Consider the following 14,236-nt stretch of genomic DNA (forward strand, 5'->3'; position numbering starts at 1 on the left):
GCAGGGGGGACCCTGTGGGAGAGTAGGACGCCGCCGAACAATTATTCCGGGAAAGCCCCGTGCCCTTGTGGCACGGGGCTTTTCTGCGTTCCGGGACCGCCCGTCCGTACCCCTGTGCACCGGCGCTCGGATGCTGAGGGTAGGGTCAGGGGGCATCATCGGCACGTTCTTCACATGGAGGCCCCCGGGTGGAGGTCCAGGAGACTCGAGTTCAGACGGACCGAGTACTCACCATCCCCAACATCCTCAGCATGGCTCGTCTCGTCGGCGTACCGCTCTTCCTGTGGCTGATTCTTCGCCCCGTGTTCGGTGGGCCCAACAGTGATGGCTGGGCCCTGCTGGTTCTGATGCTGAGTGGAGTCAGTGACTACCTCGACGGCAAGCTCGCGCGTCGATGGAACCAGATCAGCAGCCTCGGCCGGCTCCTGGACCCGGCCGCCGACCGGCTCTACATTCTGTCGACCCTCGTCGGGCTCACCTGGCGGGAGGTCCTGCCTCTCTGGCTCACCGCGGCGCTCCTGGCCCGTGAGCTGATGCTGCTCGTCATGGTAGGAATCCTGCGCCGGCACGGCTATCCGCCGCCGCAGGTGAACTTCCTCGGGAAAGCTGCAACCTTCAATCTGATGTACGCCTTCCCCTTGTTGCTGCTCAGCGACGGAAGTGGTTGGCTGGCTTCGCTGGGCACCATTTTCGGATGGGCGTTCGCTGGATGGGGTACAACCCTCTATTGGTGGGCAGGGATCCTCTACGTGGTCCAAGTCCGCCGTCTGGTCAAGGCGGATGAAGTAGCCGATTAGCTCGTTGTTGTGGAGCCGTGCAGTGTCGCCGGCCCGCACCGGATGCTGTAGTTTGCCCCGACGGGTGAAGTCGGCTAGACCGTCGTCTCTCAAGGAGGACGTTTCCGACATGAAGGCCGTCGTGATGGCAGGCGGTGAAGGCACCCGCCTTCGCCCCATGACCTCAAGCATGCCCAAGCCGCTCCTGCCCGTGGCCAATCGGCCGATCATGGAGCATGTGCTGAGGCTGCTCAAACGGCATGGGCTCAACGAGACAGTCGTTACCGTCCAGTTCCTCGCCTCCCTCGTCAAGAATTACTTCGGCGACGGCGAAGAACTCGGGATGGAGCTCAGCTATGCCAACGAGGAGAAGCCACTCGGTACCGCGGGAAGCGTCAAGAACGCCGAAGAAGCCCTGAAGGACGACACCTTCCTGGTCATTTCCGGCGACGCCCTCACCGACTTCGATCTCACGGATCTCATCGCCTTCCACAAGGAGAAGGGCGCACTCGTCACGGTGTGCCTGACCCGGGTCCCGAATCCCCTTGAGTTCGGGATCACGATCGTGGACGAAGAAGGAAAGGTGGAGCGCTTCCTGGAGAAGCCCACCTGGGGCCAGGTCTTCTCGGACACGGTGAACACGGGCATCTACGTCATGGAGCCCGAGGTCTTCGACTACGTCCAGGCCGACACCTCCGTGGACTGGTCCGGTGACGTGTTCCCCCAGCTCATGAAGGAAGGCAAGCTGATCTGCGGCTATATCGCAGAGGGCTACTGGGAGGACGTGGGCACGCACGAGAGCTACGTGAAGGCCCAGGCCGACGTCCTCGAGCGCAAGGTCGACGTGGAGCTGGACGGCTTCGAGATCTCGCCCGGCGTCTGGGTGGCCGAAGGAGCCGAGGTCCATCCCGACGCGGTTCTGCGGGGGCCGCTCTACATCGGTGACTACGCGAAGATCGAGGCCGGCGCCGAGATCCGCGAGCACACCGTGATCGGTTCCAACGTCGTCGTGAAGTCCGGTGCCTTCCTGCACCGTGCAGTCGTGCACGACAACGTGTACATCGGCGAGCACAGCAACCTCCGCGGCTGCGTGATCGGCAAGAACACCGACATCATGCGGGCGTCGCGCATCGAGGACGGCGCCGTGATCGGCGACGAGTGCCTGGTCGGCGAAGAATCGATCATCCAGGGCAACGTCCGGGTCTACCCGTTCAAGACCATCGAAGCCGGCGCGTTCGTGAACACCTCGGTCATCTGGGAGTCGCGCGGACAGGCGCATCTCTTCGGTGCCCGCGGCGTCACGGGGATCCTGAACGTCGAGATCACCCCGGAGCTCGCCGTCCGGCTCGCCGGCGCCTACGCGACGACGCTGAAGAAGGGCGCGACGGTCACGACCGCCCGTGACCACTCCCGTGGTGCACGTGCCCTCAAGAGAGCCGTCATCTCGGCGCTCCAGGCCAGCGCCATCGACGTCCGCGACCTGGAGAACGTGCCGCTGCCGGTCGCACGTCAGCAGACGGCGCGCGGCAGCGCCGGCGGCATCATGATCCGTACGTCTCCGGGAGTGCCCGACTCGGTCGACATCATGTTCTTCGACGAACGGGGAGCCGATCTCTCCCAGGCACGTCAGAAGAAGCTGGACCGCGTCTACGCCCGGCAGGAGTTCCGCAGGGCCTTCCCCGGCGAGATCGGGGACCTCCACTTCCCGTCGAGTGTCTTCGACTCCTACACGGGCTCCCTGCTGCGCAACGTCGACACGAGCGGCATCGCCGACGCGGGCCTCAAGGTGGTCGTGGACGCCTCCAACGGCAGTGCCGGGCTCGTACTGCCGAGCCTGCTCGGACGCCTCGGTGTGGACGCCCTGACGATCAATCCCGGGCTCGACGAGTCCCGGCCCACCGAGTCCGCCGAGTCGCGGCGGGCAGGCCTGGTGCGCCTCGGCGAGATCGTGTCGTCCGCGCGGGCGGCCTTCGGTGTGCGGTTCGACCCGGTCGGCGAACGGCTGTCCCTGGTCGACGAGCGGGGCCGCATCATCGAGGACGACAGGGCCCTGCTGGTCATGCTCGACCTCGTGGCCGCCGAGCGCAGGAGCGGACGGGTCGCCCTGCCGGTGACGACGACCCGGGTCGCCGAACAGGTCGCGGCCTACCACGGCACGCAGGTGGAGTGGACGACCACGTCCCCCGACGACCTGACACGGGTCGGGCGCGAGGACGCAACCATCTTCGGCGGCGACGGCCGCGGCGGATTCATCGTCCCCGAGTTCAGCAGCGTCTTCGACGGTGCGGCGGCCTTCGTGAGGCTCATCGGCCTTGTGGCCAGGACACAGCTCACCCTCAGCCAGATCGACGCCCGTATCCCGCGCGCCCATGTGCTGCGCCGCGACCTCGCCACCCCGTGGGCGGTCAAGGGGCTCGTCATGCGCCGCGTCGTGGAGGCGGCGGGCGACCGCAGCGTGGACACCACGGACGGAGTCCGCGTGGTCGAGACGGACGGCCGCTGGGTCATGGTGCTGCCGGACCGGGCGGAGGCGGTCACCCACCTGTGGGCGGAGGGACCCGACGACGCCTCGGCACAGGCGCTGCTCGACGAGTGGGCGGCGGTCGTGGACAGCGCGGGGGACTGAGCAGGTGACCGCTGTCCCGGAAGCCGTGTTCCGCGGGCTTCCGGGACAGCGGTGGGCCCATTCGGCGGCAGCAGGCATGACGTGCGACGATGTGCGGCATGTCGCAGCCGCCCCCCGATCGGAGTAGCGCTCCGCCGCGTCCTCGCCCCGACGCGTCCATGTCGCTGCTGACCACGGTGATGGAACACAGCCTCGACGAGGGATACGCCGAGGCCTCGGCGCGCCGCAGGTCCGAAGGCAGCGAGGGACTGCCACGCACCCTGAAGGCGAAGCTGGGCCTTGCCGCAGGTCTGGTGCTGGCCGCGCTCGTCGTGACGCTCGGCGCGGCGGAGGCGCAGGTGGCTGCCCCGGTCGTCGCCAAGGAGCGCGAGGAGCTCATCGACCGCGTGAACGCGGAGACCTCCACGGCGGACACGCTCCAGGCCGAGGTCGACGCACTGCGCAAGGACGTCGGCGAGCGGCAGCTCAAGGCTCTGGAGAAGCACGGCGGGGATCAGGGCGCCTTGGTGGCCCTGCTGTCCGGTGCGACCCCCGTCGAGGGTCCCGGCATCAAGCTCGTGGTGGACGACGCGGAGGACACCGACCAGGGCGGTGGCGGGCCGCGTGAGTCCACCGGCTTCGCCGACACCGGGCGGGTGCGCGACCGGGACATGCAGCGCGTGGTCAACGGTCTGTGGCAGTCGGGAGCCGAGGCCGTGGCCATCAACGGGCAGCGGCTGACGGCTCTCTCGGCGATCCGCGCCGCGGGCGACGCCATACTGGTCGACAACAGACCGCTCGTGCCGCCGTACACGGTGCTTGCGGTGGGGGACGGGAAAAGGCTCGCCACGGCGTTCGAGGACAGTGCGGACGGCCAGTACCTCCAGGCGCTGCACGAGAGCTTCGACATCCGCACCAGCATCTCCGAGCAGGAGAAGGTGCGCCTTCCGGCCGCGCCCAGCCTGATCGTACGTACAGCAGAGCCTCAGGCCGCAGACACGGGCAGTGGTGCGGCAGACACAGGGAAGGGCACATCGTGATCGCCGTACTGGGCCTCGTCGTGGGAGTCGTGGTCGGACTGTTGGTCCGGCCCGAAGTGCCGGCGGTGGTCGAGCCCTACCTGCCGATCGCCGTGGTGGCCGCGCTGGACGCCGTCTTCGGCGGTCTGCGGGCCATGCTCGACGGGATCTTCGTGGACAAGGTGTTCGTCGTGTCGTTCCTGTCGAACGTCGTGGTGGCCGCCCTCATCGTCTTCCTCGGCGACAAGCTGGGCGTCGGAGCCCAGCTCTCCACCGGTGTGGTGGTCGTGCTCGGCATCCGGATCTTCTCCAACGCGGCAGCCATCCGGCGCCACGTCTTCCGGGCGTGAGGCCGATGAACAACGGACCGAACCCGAGCAGCGGACACGGCCCCGGCAACGGGGAGCGCCCCGGTGCGCTCCCCGCCGAGGCGCCCGTACCGGCGCCGCCCCCTCCCGCCCCGGACGAGAGGGTCTCCGGCCGTCAGAGGCTGCGTGCCGGCCTGTGGCCCCCGAGGGTGAGCAGAGCTCAACTCATCGTGGCGCTCCTGCTGTTCGTCCTCGGCCTGGGGCTGGCGATCCAGGTCAGGTCGAACAGCGACAACAGCGCCCTACGCGGTGCCCGCCAGGAGGACCTGGTCCGCATCCTCGACGAACTCGACAACCGCACCGAGCGTCTCGAGGACGAGAAGCAGCGCCTCGACGACCAGCGCACGGAGCTGGAGAACAGCTCCGACCAGGCCGAGGAGGCCCGGAAACAGACGCTCGAGAAGGAGCGCCAGCTCGGTATCCTTGCAGGAACCGTCGCGGCGCACGGTCCGGGTATCACGCTGACCATCAGTGACCCGGGCGGTGCCGTCGAGGCCGACATGCTCCTCGACACCATCCAGGAGCTTCGGGCCGCGGGCGCGGAGGCGATCGAGGTCGACGGCGTACGTGTCGTGGCCGACACGTACTTCTCCGGAGACGGGGGAGAGTTGAGAGTGGACGGCCGGAAGATCGAGGCTCCGTACGAGTTCAAGGTCATCGGCAAGCCGCAGGACCTGGAACCGGCTCTGAACATCCCGGGCGGGGTGGTGCAGACGCTGGAGAAGGAGCAGGCCACGGCGGAGGTGGCGCGTGCCGACGACATCGTCGTGGACGCCTTGCGGCCGGCGGAACAGCCTGATTACGCTCGGTCGTCGTCGCGGTGAGACGGCGGTGTGAAGGGCTCGCAGGACACGGGCACCGGGTTGCGGGGGGTCGGCGCAACGGATCGGTGACGCGTGGTGGAAACTGTCGGGTGGATACGGACGTTGTGAGGATGTCCGGGTCGGCAGGTGTGTTCGTTCAGGGTTCGTCCTGCCCCACGGGCGGGTCTATTTCGGTCAAGGGGAAACGCCCGTGAAGTTGTTTGCGAAGTTGTTCGGAAAGAGCGCCCGCGAGGACAGCAACAGCGCTGCCCGCCACCGCGCCCCGCGTCAGGGCCAGGGTGTCGACGAGCAGGGCTCGGAGCGCCCGCTCTTCCGCGATGAGGTGCAGGGATCCGCCGGTGGGACCGGCGCGTCGTCTGTTGACCCTGGAGGTGCAGGCCGCATAGGTTTCGAGGAACCATCGACCTCGAGTACGGGTGGAGGGTTCGCCCCCGCTCCGGAGGGCTCGTCCATGCCGGTTTGTACGAGGTGCGGGCATCAGAATGCCGAGGCCAGCCGCTTCTGCTCCAACTGCGGCGCGCCGCTGAGGGGCGGAGTTCCCGAGCGTGCCGCGGAGACGACCTCGACCATCTCGATCTCCGGTATCGAGGCGTACGAGGCCGAGGCGACCGGCCAGACGGCCGTCCCGTCGCTCTCCCCGGAGGCACAGGCCGCGGTCGACGCCCTGCCCGCCGGGTCCGCACTGCTGGTGGTCCGCCGCGGCCCGAACTCCGGCAGCCGATTCCTGCTCGACGGCGACCTGACGACGGCCGGCCGTCACCCGCAGAGCGACATCTTCCTCGACGACGTGACCGTGTCGCGGCGTCATGTGGAGTTCCACAGGGGCCCGGACGGTAGTTTCACCGTGGGTGATGTCGGCAGCCTCAACGGAACCTACGTCAACCGCGAGCGCATCGATTCCGTCGCGCTGACCAACGGCGACGAAGTCCAGATCGGGAAGTACCGACTGGTCTTCTACGCGAGCCAGCGGGGCGTGTGACCCTTCCCCGGACTCGTCCGGGGGGACCCCCAGGAAGGTCCATGCTGCGAACACCGACAGGCGGTGCCGGTCACGGCACCGCCGCCGCGGGCGAGCGCGCGATGAGCATCGGCACGGTGCTGCTCGAGCTGCGCGACGAGTTTCCCGAAGTGACGATCTCCAAGATCCGTTTCCTGGAGGCGGAGGGGCTCATCGAGCCCCAGCGGACGCCCTCGGGATACCGCAAGTTCAGCCCTGCCGACGTCGAGCGGCTGGCGCAGGTGCTGCGCATGCAGCGGGACCACTACCTGCCGCTCAAGGTCATCCGTGAGCACCTCGAGGCGCTGGCGCGCGGTGAGCAGGCGGCCCTGCCGTCCGCAGGCGGGCAGGGCGACCCGGCCGATCCTCACCGGGACCAGGAGCCCGGTGGGGCCACAGCGGCCCGTATCGGGCGCTCCGAGCTCCTCGCCGCCACCGAGGCGACGGAGGAGCAGCTCGACGAGTGGGAGTCGTACGGGCTGATCGTGCCCGCCGCCGGGGGCAGCTACGACGCCGAGGCCGTGACGGTGGCGCGGCTCGTGGCGGACCTGGGCCGTTTCGGCCTGGAGCCCCGGCACCTGCGCGCGGTCAAGGCGGCCGCGGAGCGGGAGGCAGGGCTGGTCGAGCAGGTGGTCGCGCCCTTGCGGCGGCACCGGAACCCGCAGACCAGAGCCCATGCGGAGGCCACTGCGAAGGAGCTCGCGGAGCTGTCCGTCCGCCTCCATGCCGCACTCGTCCAGACGGCCCTGAAGGTCAGTTTCCACTGACCTTGGAGGAGCCCGACTATCCAAACATGGCGGGCACGTCCTAGGGTTGCTGTGTGAACGAGCTCGACGTTGTGGGTGTCCGGGTGGAAATGCCCTCCAACCAACCGATCGTGCTCCTGCGTGAAGTGGGAGGCGACCGGTACCTCCCTATTTGGATCGGTCCTGGCGAGGCGACCGCGATCGCCTTCGCCCAGCAGGGCATGGCTCCGGCCAGGCCGCTGACCCATGATCTCTTCAAGGATGTGCTCGAGGCCGTCGGCCAGGAGCTCACCGAGGTCCGGATCACGGACCTCAGAGAAGGGGTTTTCTACGCGGAGCTGGTCTTCGCCAGCGGGGTCGAGGTGAGCGCGAGGCCGTCCGACGCCATAGCGCTCGCCCTGCGCACCGGCACGCCGATCTACGGCAGTGACGGGGTGCTCGACGACGCCGGTATCGCCATCCCGGACGAGCAGGAGGACGAGGTGGAGAAGTTCCGCGAGTTCCTCGACCAGATCTCGCCGGAGGACTTCGGCACGAACAGCCAGTGACCGCCGTGGGGGCGGTGTCAGCGCATCCGACAAGCCGTTCCCGGATTTCAGTCACGGGAAACCACCCTCAGGGTGATTATCACTCGGCGTGCCGAGTGTGGCGATCGTTGACGCACCCCTGGTGACTGCCTACCTTCGAGATGGCAGGTCAAGGACGGAGGTCGGCGTGAGAATCAGCGGCGACGGTACGGCTGCGGGTGGGCCGTACCGGCAGCACGGCAGTGCGGCCGACCACTCCATCAGACAGCCGGTTCAGCCGGCGGTGGTGGCAGCGGACGGTGCGGCAGAGTCAGGGGACATCGGCTACCGGGGGCCCACCGCGTGCGCGGCTGCCGGTATCACCTACCGACAGCTCGACTACTGGGCGCGTACGGGGCTGGTGGAGCCGAGCGTACGTCCCGCCTACGGGTCGGGCACGCAGCGTCTCTACAGCTTCCGGGACGTGGTTCTGCTCAAGATCGTCAAGCGGTTCCTGGACACGGGGGTCGCCCTCCAGAACATCCGCACGACGGTGCAGCACCTCAGGGCCCGTGGCTTCACGGATCTGGAGCGGATGACCCTGATGAGTGACGGGGCGACGGTCTACGAGTGCTCCTCGCCGGACGAGGTCGTGAGTCTGCTCCAGGGCGGCCAAGGCGTCTTCGGCATCGCGGTGGGGGTCGTCTGGCGCGACGTCGACGCCGCGCTGTCCCAGCTCCACGGAGAGCGTGTCGACACGGGGGAGACGCTGATCGGTCACAACCCCGCGGACGAACTGGCGCGACGACGCAATCGGGCGGGCTGAGCCCCCGGCGGAGCGGTGCGGCGCGGGCGCCGGGCGGGCCGGATGTCAGTGGCATGAGGCACCATCGGTCCGTGTGAGAGCCGCGCCCACCATTCTGCATCTGGACATGGATGCCTTCTACGCCTCTGCAGAGCAGGCGGCGAAGCCCAGCCTGCGTGGCAAACCCGTGGTGGTGGGCGGCCTGGGCATGCGCGGAGTGGTCGCCACCGCGTCGTACGAGGCGAGGCGGCTGGGTGTGCATTCGGCGATGCCGATGGGTCAGGCGCGGCGTCTCGCGCCCAACGCCGCGTACCTGGTCCCGCGTTTCGCGCTCTACCGCACGGTGAGCGACCAGGTGATGGAGCTCCTGGGGCGGCTCTCACCCCTCGTCGAGCCGCTCAGCCTGGACGAGGCGTTCGTCGATCTGGAGGCCGGCGGGGTCGCCGACGACGCCGAGTCCGCCCGCGCCGTCGGCGGGCAGCTGCGCACCGTGATCAGAGCCGTCACCGGCCTCAGCGGCTCCGTCGGGCTGGCCGGCTCCAAGATGCTGGCCAAGATCGCCTCCGAGGAGGCCAAGCCGGACGGCCTGCTGCTGATCGAACCCGGTACCGAGCGGGAGCTCCTGGCGCCCATGCCGGTGCGGATCCTCCCGGGTGTGGGGCCGGCCACCGGCGACCACCTGCGGCGTGCGGGCATGACCCTCGTCAGTCACCTGGCGGAGGCGGGCGAGGCCGAGCTGGTGCGGCTGCTGGGCAAGGCGCACGGCGTCGCGCTGCACCGCATGGCGCGGGGCTACGACGACCGTCCCGTGGTCGCCGAGAGGGACGCCAAGTCCGTGTCGGTCGAGGACACCTTCGACGTGGACCTGCACGACCGTGTGCGGGTCAGGTCGGAGGTCGAGCGGCTCGCGGACCGGTGCGTGCGGCGGCTGCGGGACGCGGGACGGTCCGGGCGCACCGTGGTCCTCAAGGTGCGCCGCTACGACTTCTCGACGCTCACCAGGTCGGAGACCCTGCGCGGCCCCACCGACGACCCCGCGGTGGTCCGGGAGGCCGCCGCACGGCTCCTGGAGGCCGTGGACACGACCGGCGGGGTCCGGCTGCTCGGAGTGGGCGTCACGGGGCTGGCGGACTTCACGCAGGAGGACCTGTTCGCACAGGCCGCCGAAGCCGAGCACGCCGCGGAGGAGTCCGCGGCCGACGCCCCGGACGAACACGACGACACGGCGGAGAAGGCCGCCGACCGGGGCCCACGGGAGAGCGGCGAGCCGCCGTCGTCGCGGCGCTGGCCGGCCGGGCACGACGTACGGCACGAGGTCCACGGGCACGGCTGGGTGCAGGGCAGCGGTGTCGGCCGGGTCACCGTGCGCTTCGAGGAACCGTGGACGGGCCCCGGCCGGGTGCGTACGTTCCGCATCGACGACCCGCAGCTGCGGCCGGCCGACCCGCTTCCCCTGGTGCGGGATCCGGTGGACTACTCCTCGTGGCCGGCCAGCTTGCCGAAGTCCCTGTCGGGGGCGGGACCGGCGGAGGGGGAGGAGTCCAGTCCGTAGTGCCGGTAGAGCTGCAGCTCCTGCTCGGGCGAGAGGTGGCGGCCCACCCCGAAGTCCGGTGCGTCCTTGATCAGGCCGCGGTCGAAGGGGATCCGCAGCGCCCCGTCCACGAATTCGCTCGGCTCCAGCGGGACGAACGCGTCCCGGGTGAAGAGTCCGGTACGCACGGCGGCCCATTCGGGAACCCCGGTCGCATCGTCGAGATAGACCTCGTCGACCGTACCGATCTTGGCACCACGACGGTCGAAGGCCTTGCGGCCGATCAGGCTGCGCGGATCGATGTCGGTCTGCACGGTGCCTCCCACTGGTCACAACTGCATCAGGTGGTCGCGACTGCTCCACAGGGTCTACGAAAGGCCAGATCCGGACCGTCGGCCACTCGAGAAGGCCCGCGGTGACCCCGCTGGTAGGCTGGAACCGGCTGCTGACCCTGTGCGGGAGAGTCCTCCGGAGAGATCCGGGGGCGCCGAAGGAGCAACTCCTCCCCGGAATCTCTCAGGCCCCCGTACCGCACGGACGAGGTCACTCTGGAAAGCAGGTCGGGATCCGTACGGCACAGGTCGTCGCGGGTACCGCCCTCACCGACGGTGAAAGCCGGTACGCCCGAGGGCGCGCCGGTGAAGCTCTCAGGTCGAGATGACAGAGGGGGAGGCCGTTCGGGCAGCCACGCCGTGGCGCCCCTCGCAGGTCGTGGCAGACCAGGAGGCCTCCATCATGACCCCCCGTCGCACTCCGCTCTCCCAGCTGGAGCAGGGCATTCCGTTCGAGCAGCGCCACATCGGTCCCGACGCCGGGGCGCAGGCCAAGATGCTCGCCCAGGTCGGTTACGGCTCCCTCGACGAGCTCACCGCCGCCGCGGTGCCCGACGTGATCAGGAGCGCCGAGGCGCTGAACCTGCCCGAGGCGCGCACCGAGGCCGAGGTGCTGGCCGAGCTGCGGAGCCTCGCCGACCGCAACCAGGTGCTCGCACCGATGATCGGCCTGGGCTACTACGGCACGTTCACGCCGCCGGTGATCCTGCGCAACGTCATGGAGAACCCCGCCTGGTACACGGCCTACACGCCGTACCAGCCGGAGATCTCCCAGGGGCGGCTCGAGGCCCTCCTGAACTTCCAGACGATGGTCGCCGACCTCACCGGGCTGCCCACCTCGGGCGCCTCGCTCCTCGACGAGGGCACGGCCGCCGCCGAGGCCATGGCGCTGGCGCGCCGCGTCGGCAAGGTGAAGAACGGTGTCTTCCTCGTCGACGCCGACACCCTGCCGCAGACCATCGCCGTGATCGAGACCCGCGCCGAGCCGACCGGTGTCGAGGTGGTCGTCGCCGACCTCTCCGAGGGCATCCCGGCCGAGATCGCCGGACGCGGCGTCTTCGGAGTGCTGCTCCAGTACCCCGGCGCCTCCGGCGCCGTGCGCGACATCAGGCCCGTCATCGAGCAGGCGCACGAGCTGGGCGCGATCGTCTCCGTCGCGGCCGACCTGCTGGCCCTGACGCTGCTGACCTCGCCCGGCGAGCTGGGCGCGGACATCGCCGTCGGCACGACGCAGCGCTTCGGCGTCCCGATGGGCTTCGGCGGGCCGCACGCCGGCTTCATGGCCGTGCGCGAGAAGTTCGCCCGCAGCCTGCCCGGCCGGCTCGTCGGCGTGTCCGTCGACGCCGACGGCAACAAGGCCTACCGTCTGGCGCTGCAGACCCGTGAGCAGCACATCCGCCGCGAGAAGGCCACCAGCAACATCTGCACCGCCCAGGTGCTGCTCGCCGTCATGGCCGGCATGTACGCCGTCTACCACGGCCCCGACGGGCTGCGGACGATCGCCGGGCGCACCCACCGGTTCGCCGCCCTCCTCGCCGAGGGGCTGCGGGCCTCCGGCGCCGAGGTCGTGCACGGCGCGTACTTCGACACCCTCACCGTCCGTGTGCCGGGCAAGGCCGCGCAGGTGGTCGCCGACGCACGCGAGCGCGGGGTGAACCTCCGCCTCGTCGACGCCGACCAGGTCTCCGTCGCCTGTGACGAGACCACGACCCGTGCCCGGATCGCGGCCGTCTGGGCGGCCTTCGGGGCCGGCGGCGACATCGAGGCGCTGGACGCCGAGACCGCCGACGCGCTGCCCGAGGGACTGCTGCGCACCGACATGGTCCTCACCCACCCGGTCTTCCACCAGCACCGTTCCGAGACGGCGATGCTCCGCTACCTGCGCAAGCTCGCCGACCGTGACTACGCGCTGGACCGCGGCATGATCCCCCTCGGCTCCTGCACCATGAAGCTCAACGCGACCGCCGAGATGGAATCGATCACCTGGCCCGAATTCGGCGCCCTGCACCCCTTCGCGCCCGCCGAGCAGGCACAGGGCTTCCTCACCCTCATCCGTGAGCTGGAGGAGCGCCTCGCCGAGGTCACCGGCTACGACGCCGTCTCCATCCAGCCCAACGCCGGCTCGCAGGGCGAGTTCGCCGGGCTGCTGGCCGTGCGCGCCTACCACCGGGCGAACGGCGACCACGGCCGCACCGTCTGCCTGATCCCGTCCTCCGCGCACGGCACCAACGCCGCCAGCGCGGTGATGGCCGGCATGAAGGTCGTCGTCGTGCAGACCGCTGACGACGGCGAGGTCGACATCGAGGATCTCCGGGCCAAGATCGCGAAGCACCGCGACGAGCTCGCGGTCCTCATGATCACCTACCCCTCGACGCACGGTGTCTTCGAGGAGCACGTCGCCGACATCTGCGGTGAGGTGCACGAGGCCGGCGGCCAGGTGTACGTGGACGGTGCCAACCTCAACGCGCTGGTCGGTCTCGCCAAGCCGGGTCACTTCGGCGGCGACGTCTCCCACCTGAACCTGCACAAGACCTTCTGCATCCCGCACGGCGGCGGCGGGCCCGGCGTCGGCCCGGTCGGTGTGCGCGCCCACCTGGCGCCGTACCTCCCCAACCACCCGCTCCAGCCCGCGGCTGGCCCGGAGACGGGTGTCGGCCCGATCTCGGCCGCCCCGTGGGGTTCGGCAGGCATCCTGCCGATCTCGTGGGCCTACGTACGCCTGATGGGTGGCGAGGGCCTGAAGCGCGCGACGCAGGTCGCCGTACTCGCGGCCAACTACATCGCCAAGCGCCTCGAACCGCACTTCCCGATCCTGTACAACGGCCCGGCCGGTCTGGTCGCGCACGAGTGCATCGTGGACCTGCGGCCGATCTCGAAGGCGACCGGCGTCAGCATCGACGACATCGCCAAGCGGCTGATCGACTACGGCTTCCACTCACCGACCATGTCCTTCCCGGTCGCGGGGACGCTGATGATCGAGCCGACCGAGAGCGAGGACCTCGCCGAGCTGGACCGGTTCTGCGACACGATGATCGCCATCCGCGGCGAGATCGACAAGGTCGCCTCAGGCGAGTGGGGCGCGGACGACAACCCACTGCGCAACGCCCCGCACACGGCCGCAGCCCTCGGCGGCGAGTGGACCCACGCCTACAGCCGTGAAGAGGCGGTCTTCCCGGCCGGTGTCACGCCCTCGGACAAGTACTGGCCGCCGGTGCGCCGCATCGACGGTGCGTTCGGCGACCGCAACCTGGTCTGCTCCTGCCCCCCGCTGGACGCGTACGACCAGTAGGCACGCGCAGACGCGTCGGGGCCGGTGCGGAGAAGCTCTCCGGGCCGGCCCCCGTGTTCCGTCCGACGTGGTCAGGCGGCCTTCATCACCAGACCGCTCTTCAGCGGGCGGTGCGGGGCGATGATCTGCCCGTTCGGGAGCAGCTCGCCGGTGTCCTCGAAGAGCAGGACACCGTTGCACAGGAGGCTCCAGCCCTGTTCCGGGTGGTGAGCCGTCAGGCGTGCGGCCTCCCGGTCGTTGGAGTCGGCGGTCGGGCAGGGTGGCTGGTGCTGGCACATGGATGGGTTCTTTCGCTGCGTCGAGTCGAGTGTCCTGCGGTCGGACGGGGTGTTCATGGCCGCCCCCGTATCAGTCGGTCCGTTCCCAGTGTTGCCCTACGGGCGTCTCTCCGCAGGGATTTCGCGGCAGCTGCTGTTCCTCTCCCATGACGCATCACCC

The 14,236-nt window shown here is 69.6% G+C and carries 13 protein-coding genes and 1 riboswitch; of the genes, 11 read left to right on the plus strand and 2 right to left on the minus strand.

From position 1 onward, the window contains the following. The first annotated feature begins 188 nt into the window (after positions 1-188). From ACFC51_RS33545 to ACFC51_RS33590, 10 genes are all read left to right on the plus strand, one after another. On the plus strand, positions 189-797 hold the full coding sequence (locus ACFC51_RS33545; protein ID WP_329226466.1) for a CDP-alcohol phosphatidyltransferase family protein: 609 nt from the start codon (positions 189-191) through the stop codon (positions 795-797). Positions 798-906: 109 nt separating this feature from the next. Beyond that, on the plus strand, positions 907-3,402 hold the full coding sequence (locus ACFC51_RS33550) for a sugar phosphate nucleotidyltransferase (RefSeq protein WP_376375367.1): 2,496 nt from the start codon (positions 907-909) through the stop codon (positions 3,400-3,402). Positions 3,403-3,500: 98 nt separating this feature from the next. Further along, positions 3,501-4,421, plus strand: a complete 921-nt coding sequence (locus tag ACFC51_RS33555; protein WP_376375364.1) for a DUF881 domain-containing protein — start codon at positions 3,501-3,503, stop codon at positions 4,419-4,421. After that, positions 4,418-4,750, plus strand: coding sequence for a small basic family protein (locus tag ACFC51_RS33560; RefSeq protein ID WP_003970459.1), 333 nt, complete (start codon positions 4,418-4,420; stop codon positions 4,748-4,750). Before ACFC51_RS33555 ends, ACFC51_RS33560 begins: the two co-directional genes overlap by 4 nt. A gap of 5 nt (positions 4,751-4,755) precedes the next feature. After that, the gene (locus ACFC51_RS33565; protein WP_376375361.1) at positions 4,756-5,592 is read left to right on the plus strand and encodes a DUF881 domain-containing protein; all 837 of its coding nucleotides are present in this window, start codon (positions 4,756-4,758) and stop codon (positions 5,590-5,592) included. 190 nt (positions 5,593-5,782) lie between these two features. Next, complete coding sequence (locus ACFC51_RS33570; protein ID WP_376532536.1) at positions 5,783-6,571, plus strand: FHA domain-containing protein; 789 nt, start codon at positions 5,783-5,785, stop codon at positions 6,569-6,571. A gap of 41 nt (positions 6,572-6,612) precedes the next feature. Beyond that, positions 6,613-7,356, plus strand: coding sequence for a MerR family transcriptional regulator (locus ACFC51_RS33575; RefSeq protein WP_376375355.1), 744 nt, complete (start codon positions 6,613-6,615; stop codon positions 7,354-7,356). 53 nt (positions 7,357-7,409) lie between these two features. Continuing rightward, the gene (locus ACFC51_RS33580) at positions 7,410-7,883 is read left to right on the plus strand and encodes a bifunctional nuclease family protein (protein WP_006123076.1); all 474 of its coding nucleotides are present in this window, start codon (positions 7,410-7,412) and stop codon (positions 7,881-7,883) included. Positions 7,884-8,049: 166 nt separating this feature from the next. Continuing rightward, positions 8,050-8,667 carry a MerR family transcriptional regulator gene (locus ACFC51_RS33585; RefSeq protein WP_376375352.1) on the plus strand — a complete coding sequence of 206 codons (618 nt, stop codon included), beginning with the start codon at positions 8,050-8,052 and terminating at the stop codon, positions 8,665-8,667. Between the two features lie 73 nt (positions 8,668-8,740). Next, positions 8,741-10,198 carry a DNA polymerase IV gene (locus tag ACFC51_RS33590; protein WP_376532538.1) on the plus strand — a complete coding sequence of 486 codons (1,458 nt, stop codon included), beginning with the start codon at positions 8,741-8,743 and terminating at the stop codon, positions 10,196-10,198. Here ACFC51_RS33590 and ACFC51_RS33595 read toward each other — a convergent pair. Next, complete coding sequence (locus tag ACFC51_RS33595; protein ID WP_376375347.1) at positions 10,120-10,491, minus strand: PRC-barrel domain-containing protein; 372 nt, start codon at positions 10,489-10,491, stop codon at positions 10,120-10,122. The genes ACFC51_RS33590 and ACFC51_RS33595 overlap by 79 nt on opposite strands. A gap of 132 nt (positions 10,492-10,623) precedes the next feature. Next, a riboswitch (glycine riboswitch) is annotated at positions 10,624-10,719 on the plus strand. Between the two features lie 193 nt (positions 10,720-10,912). On the opposite strand from ACFC51_RS33595, the gene gcvP reads away from it, so the two are divergent. After that, on the plus strand, positions 10,913-13,798 hold the full coding sequence (gcvP, locus tag ACFC51_RS33600; RefSeq protein ID WP_376532540.1) for an aminomethyl-transferring glycine dehydrogenase: 2,886 nt from the start codon (positions 10,913-10,915) through the stop codon (positions 13,796-13,798). A gap of 71 nt (positions 13,799-13,869) precedes the next feature. Here gcvP and ACFC51_RS33605 read toward each other — a convergent pair whose 3' ends face one another. Continuing rightward, a complete protein-coding gene (locus tag ACFC51_RS33605) occupies positions 13,870-14,076 on the minus strand; it encodes a DUF5999 family protein (protein WP_376375374.1) in 207 nt (68 codons plus the stop codon). Between the last annotated feature and the right edge of the window lie 160 nt (positions 14,077-14,236).

It is taken from the genome of Streptomyces sp. NPDC055962 (assembly GCF_042270185.1).
Taxonomy (GTDB): Bacteria; Actinomycetota; Actinomycetes; order Streptomycetales; family Streptomycetaceae; genus Streptomyces.

What these genes read in the sequence shown, in the direction of transcription:
- ACFC51_RS33575 (WP_376375355.1), top strand. Translation starts at nt 6,613, where the DNA reads ATGCTGCGAACACCGACAGGCGGTGCCGGTCACGGCACCGCCGCCGCG.
- ACFC51_RS33555 (WP_376375364.1), top strand. Translation starts at nt 3,501, where the DNA reads ATGTCGCAGCCGCCCCCCGATCGGAGTAGCGCTCCGCCGCGTCCTCGC.
- ACFC51_RS33565 (WP_376375361.1), top strand. Translation starts at nt 4,756, where the DNA reads ATGAACAACGGACCGAACCCGAGCAGCGGACACGGCCCCGGCAACGGG.
- ACFC51_RS33550 (WP_376375367.1), top strand. Translation starts at nt 907, where the DNA reads ATGAAGGCCGTCGTGATGGCAGGCGGTGAAGGCACCCGCCTTCGCCCC.
- ACFC51_RS33605 (WP_376375374.1), bottom strand. Translation starts at nt 14,076, where the DNA reads ATGTGCCAGCACCAGCCACCCTGCCCGACCGCCGACTCCAACGACCGG.
- gcvP (WP_376532540.1), top strand. Translation starts at nt 10,913, where the DNA reads ATGACCCCCCGTCGCACTCCGCTCTCCCAGCTGGAGCAGGGCATTCCG.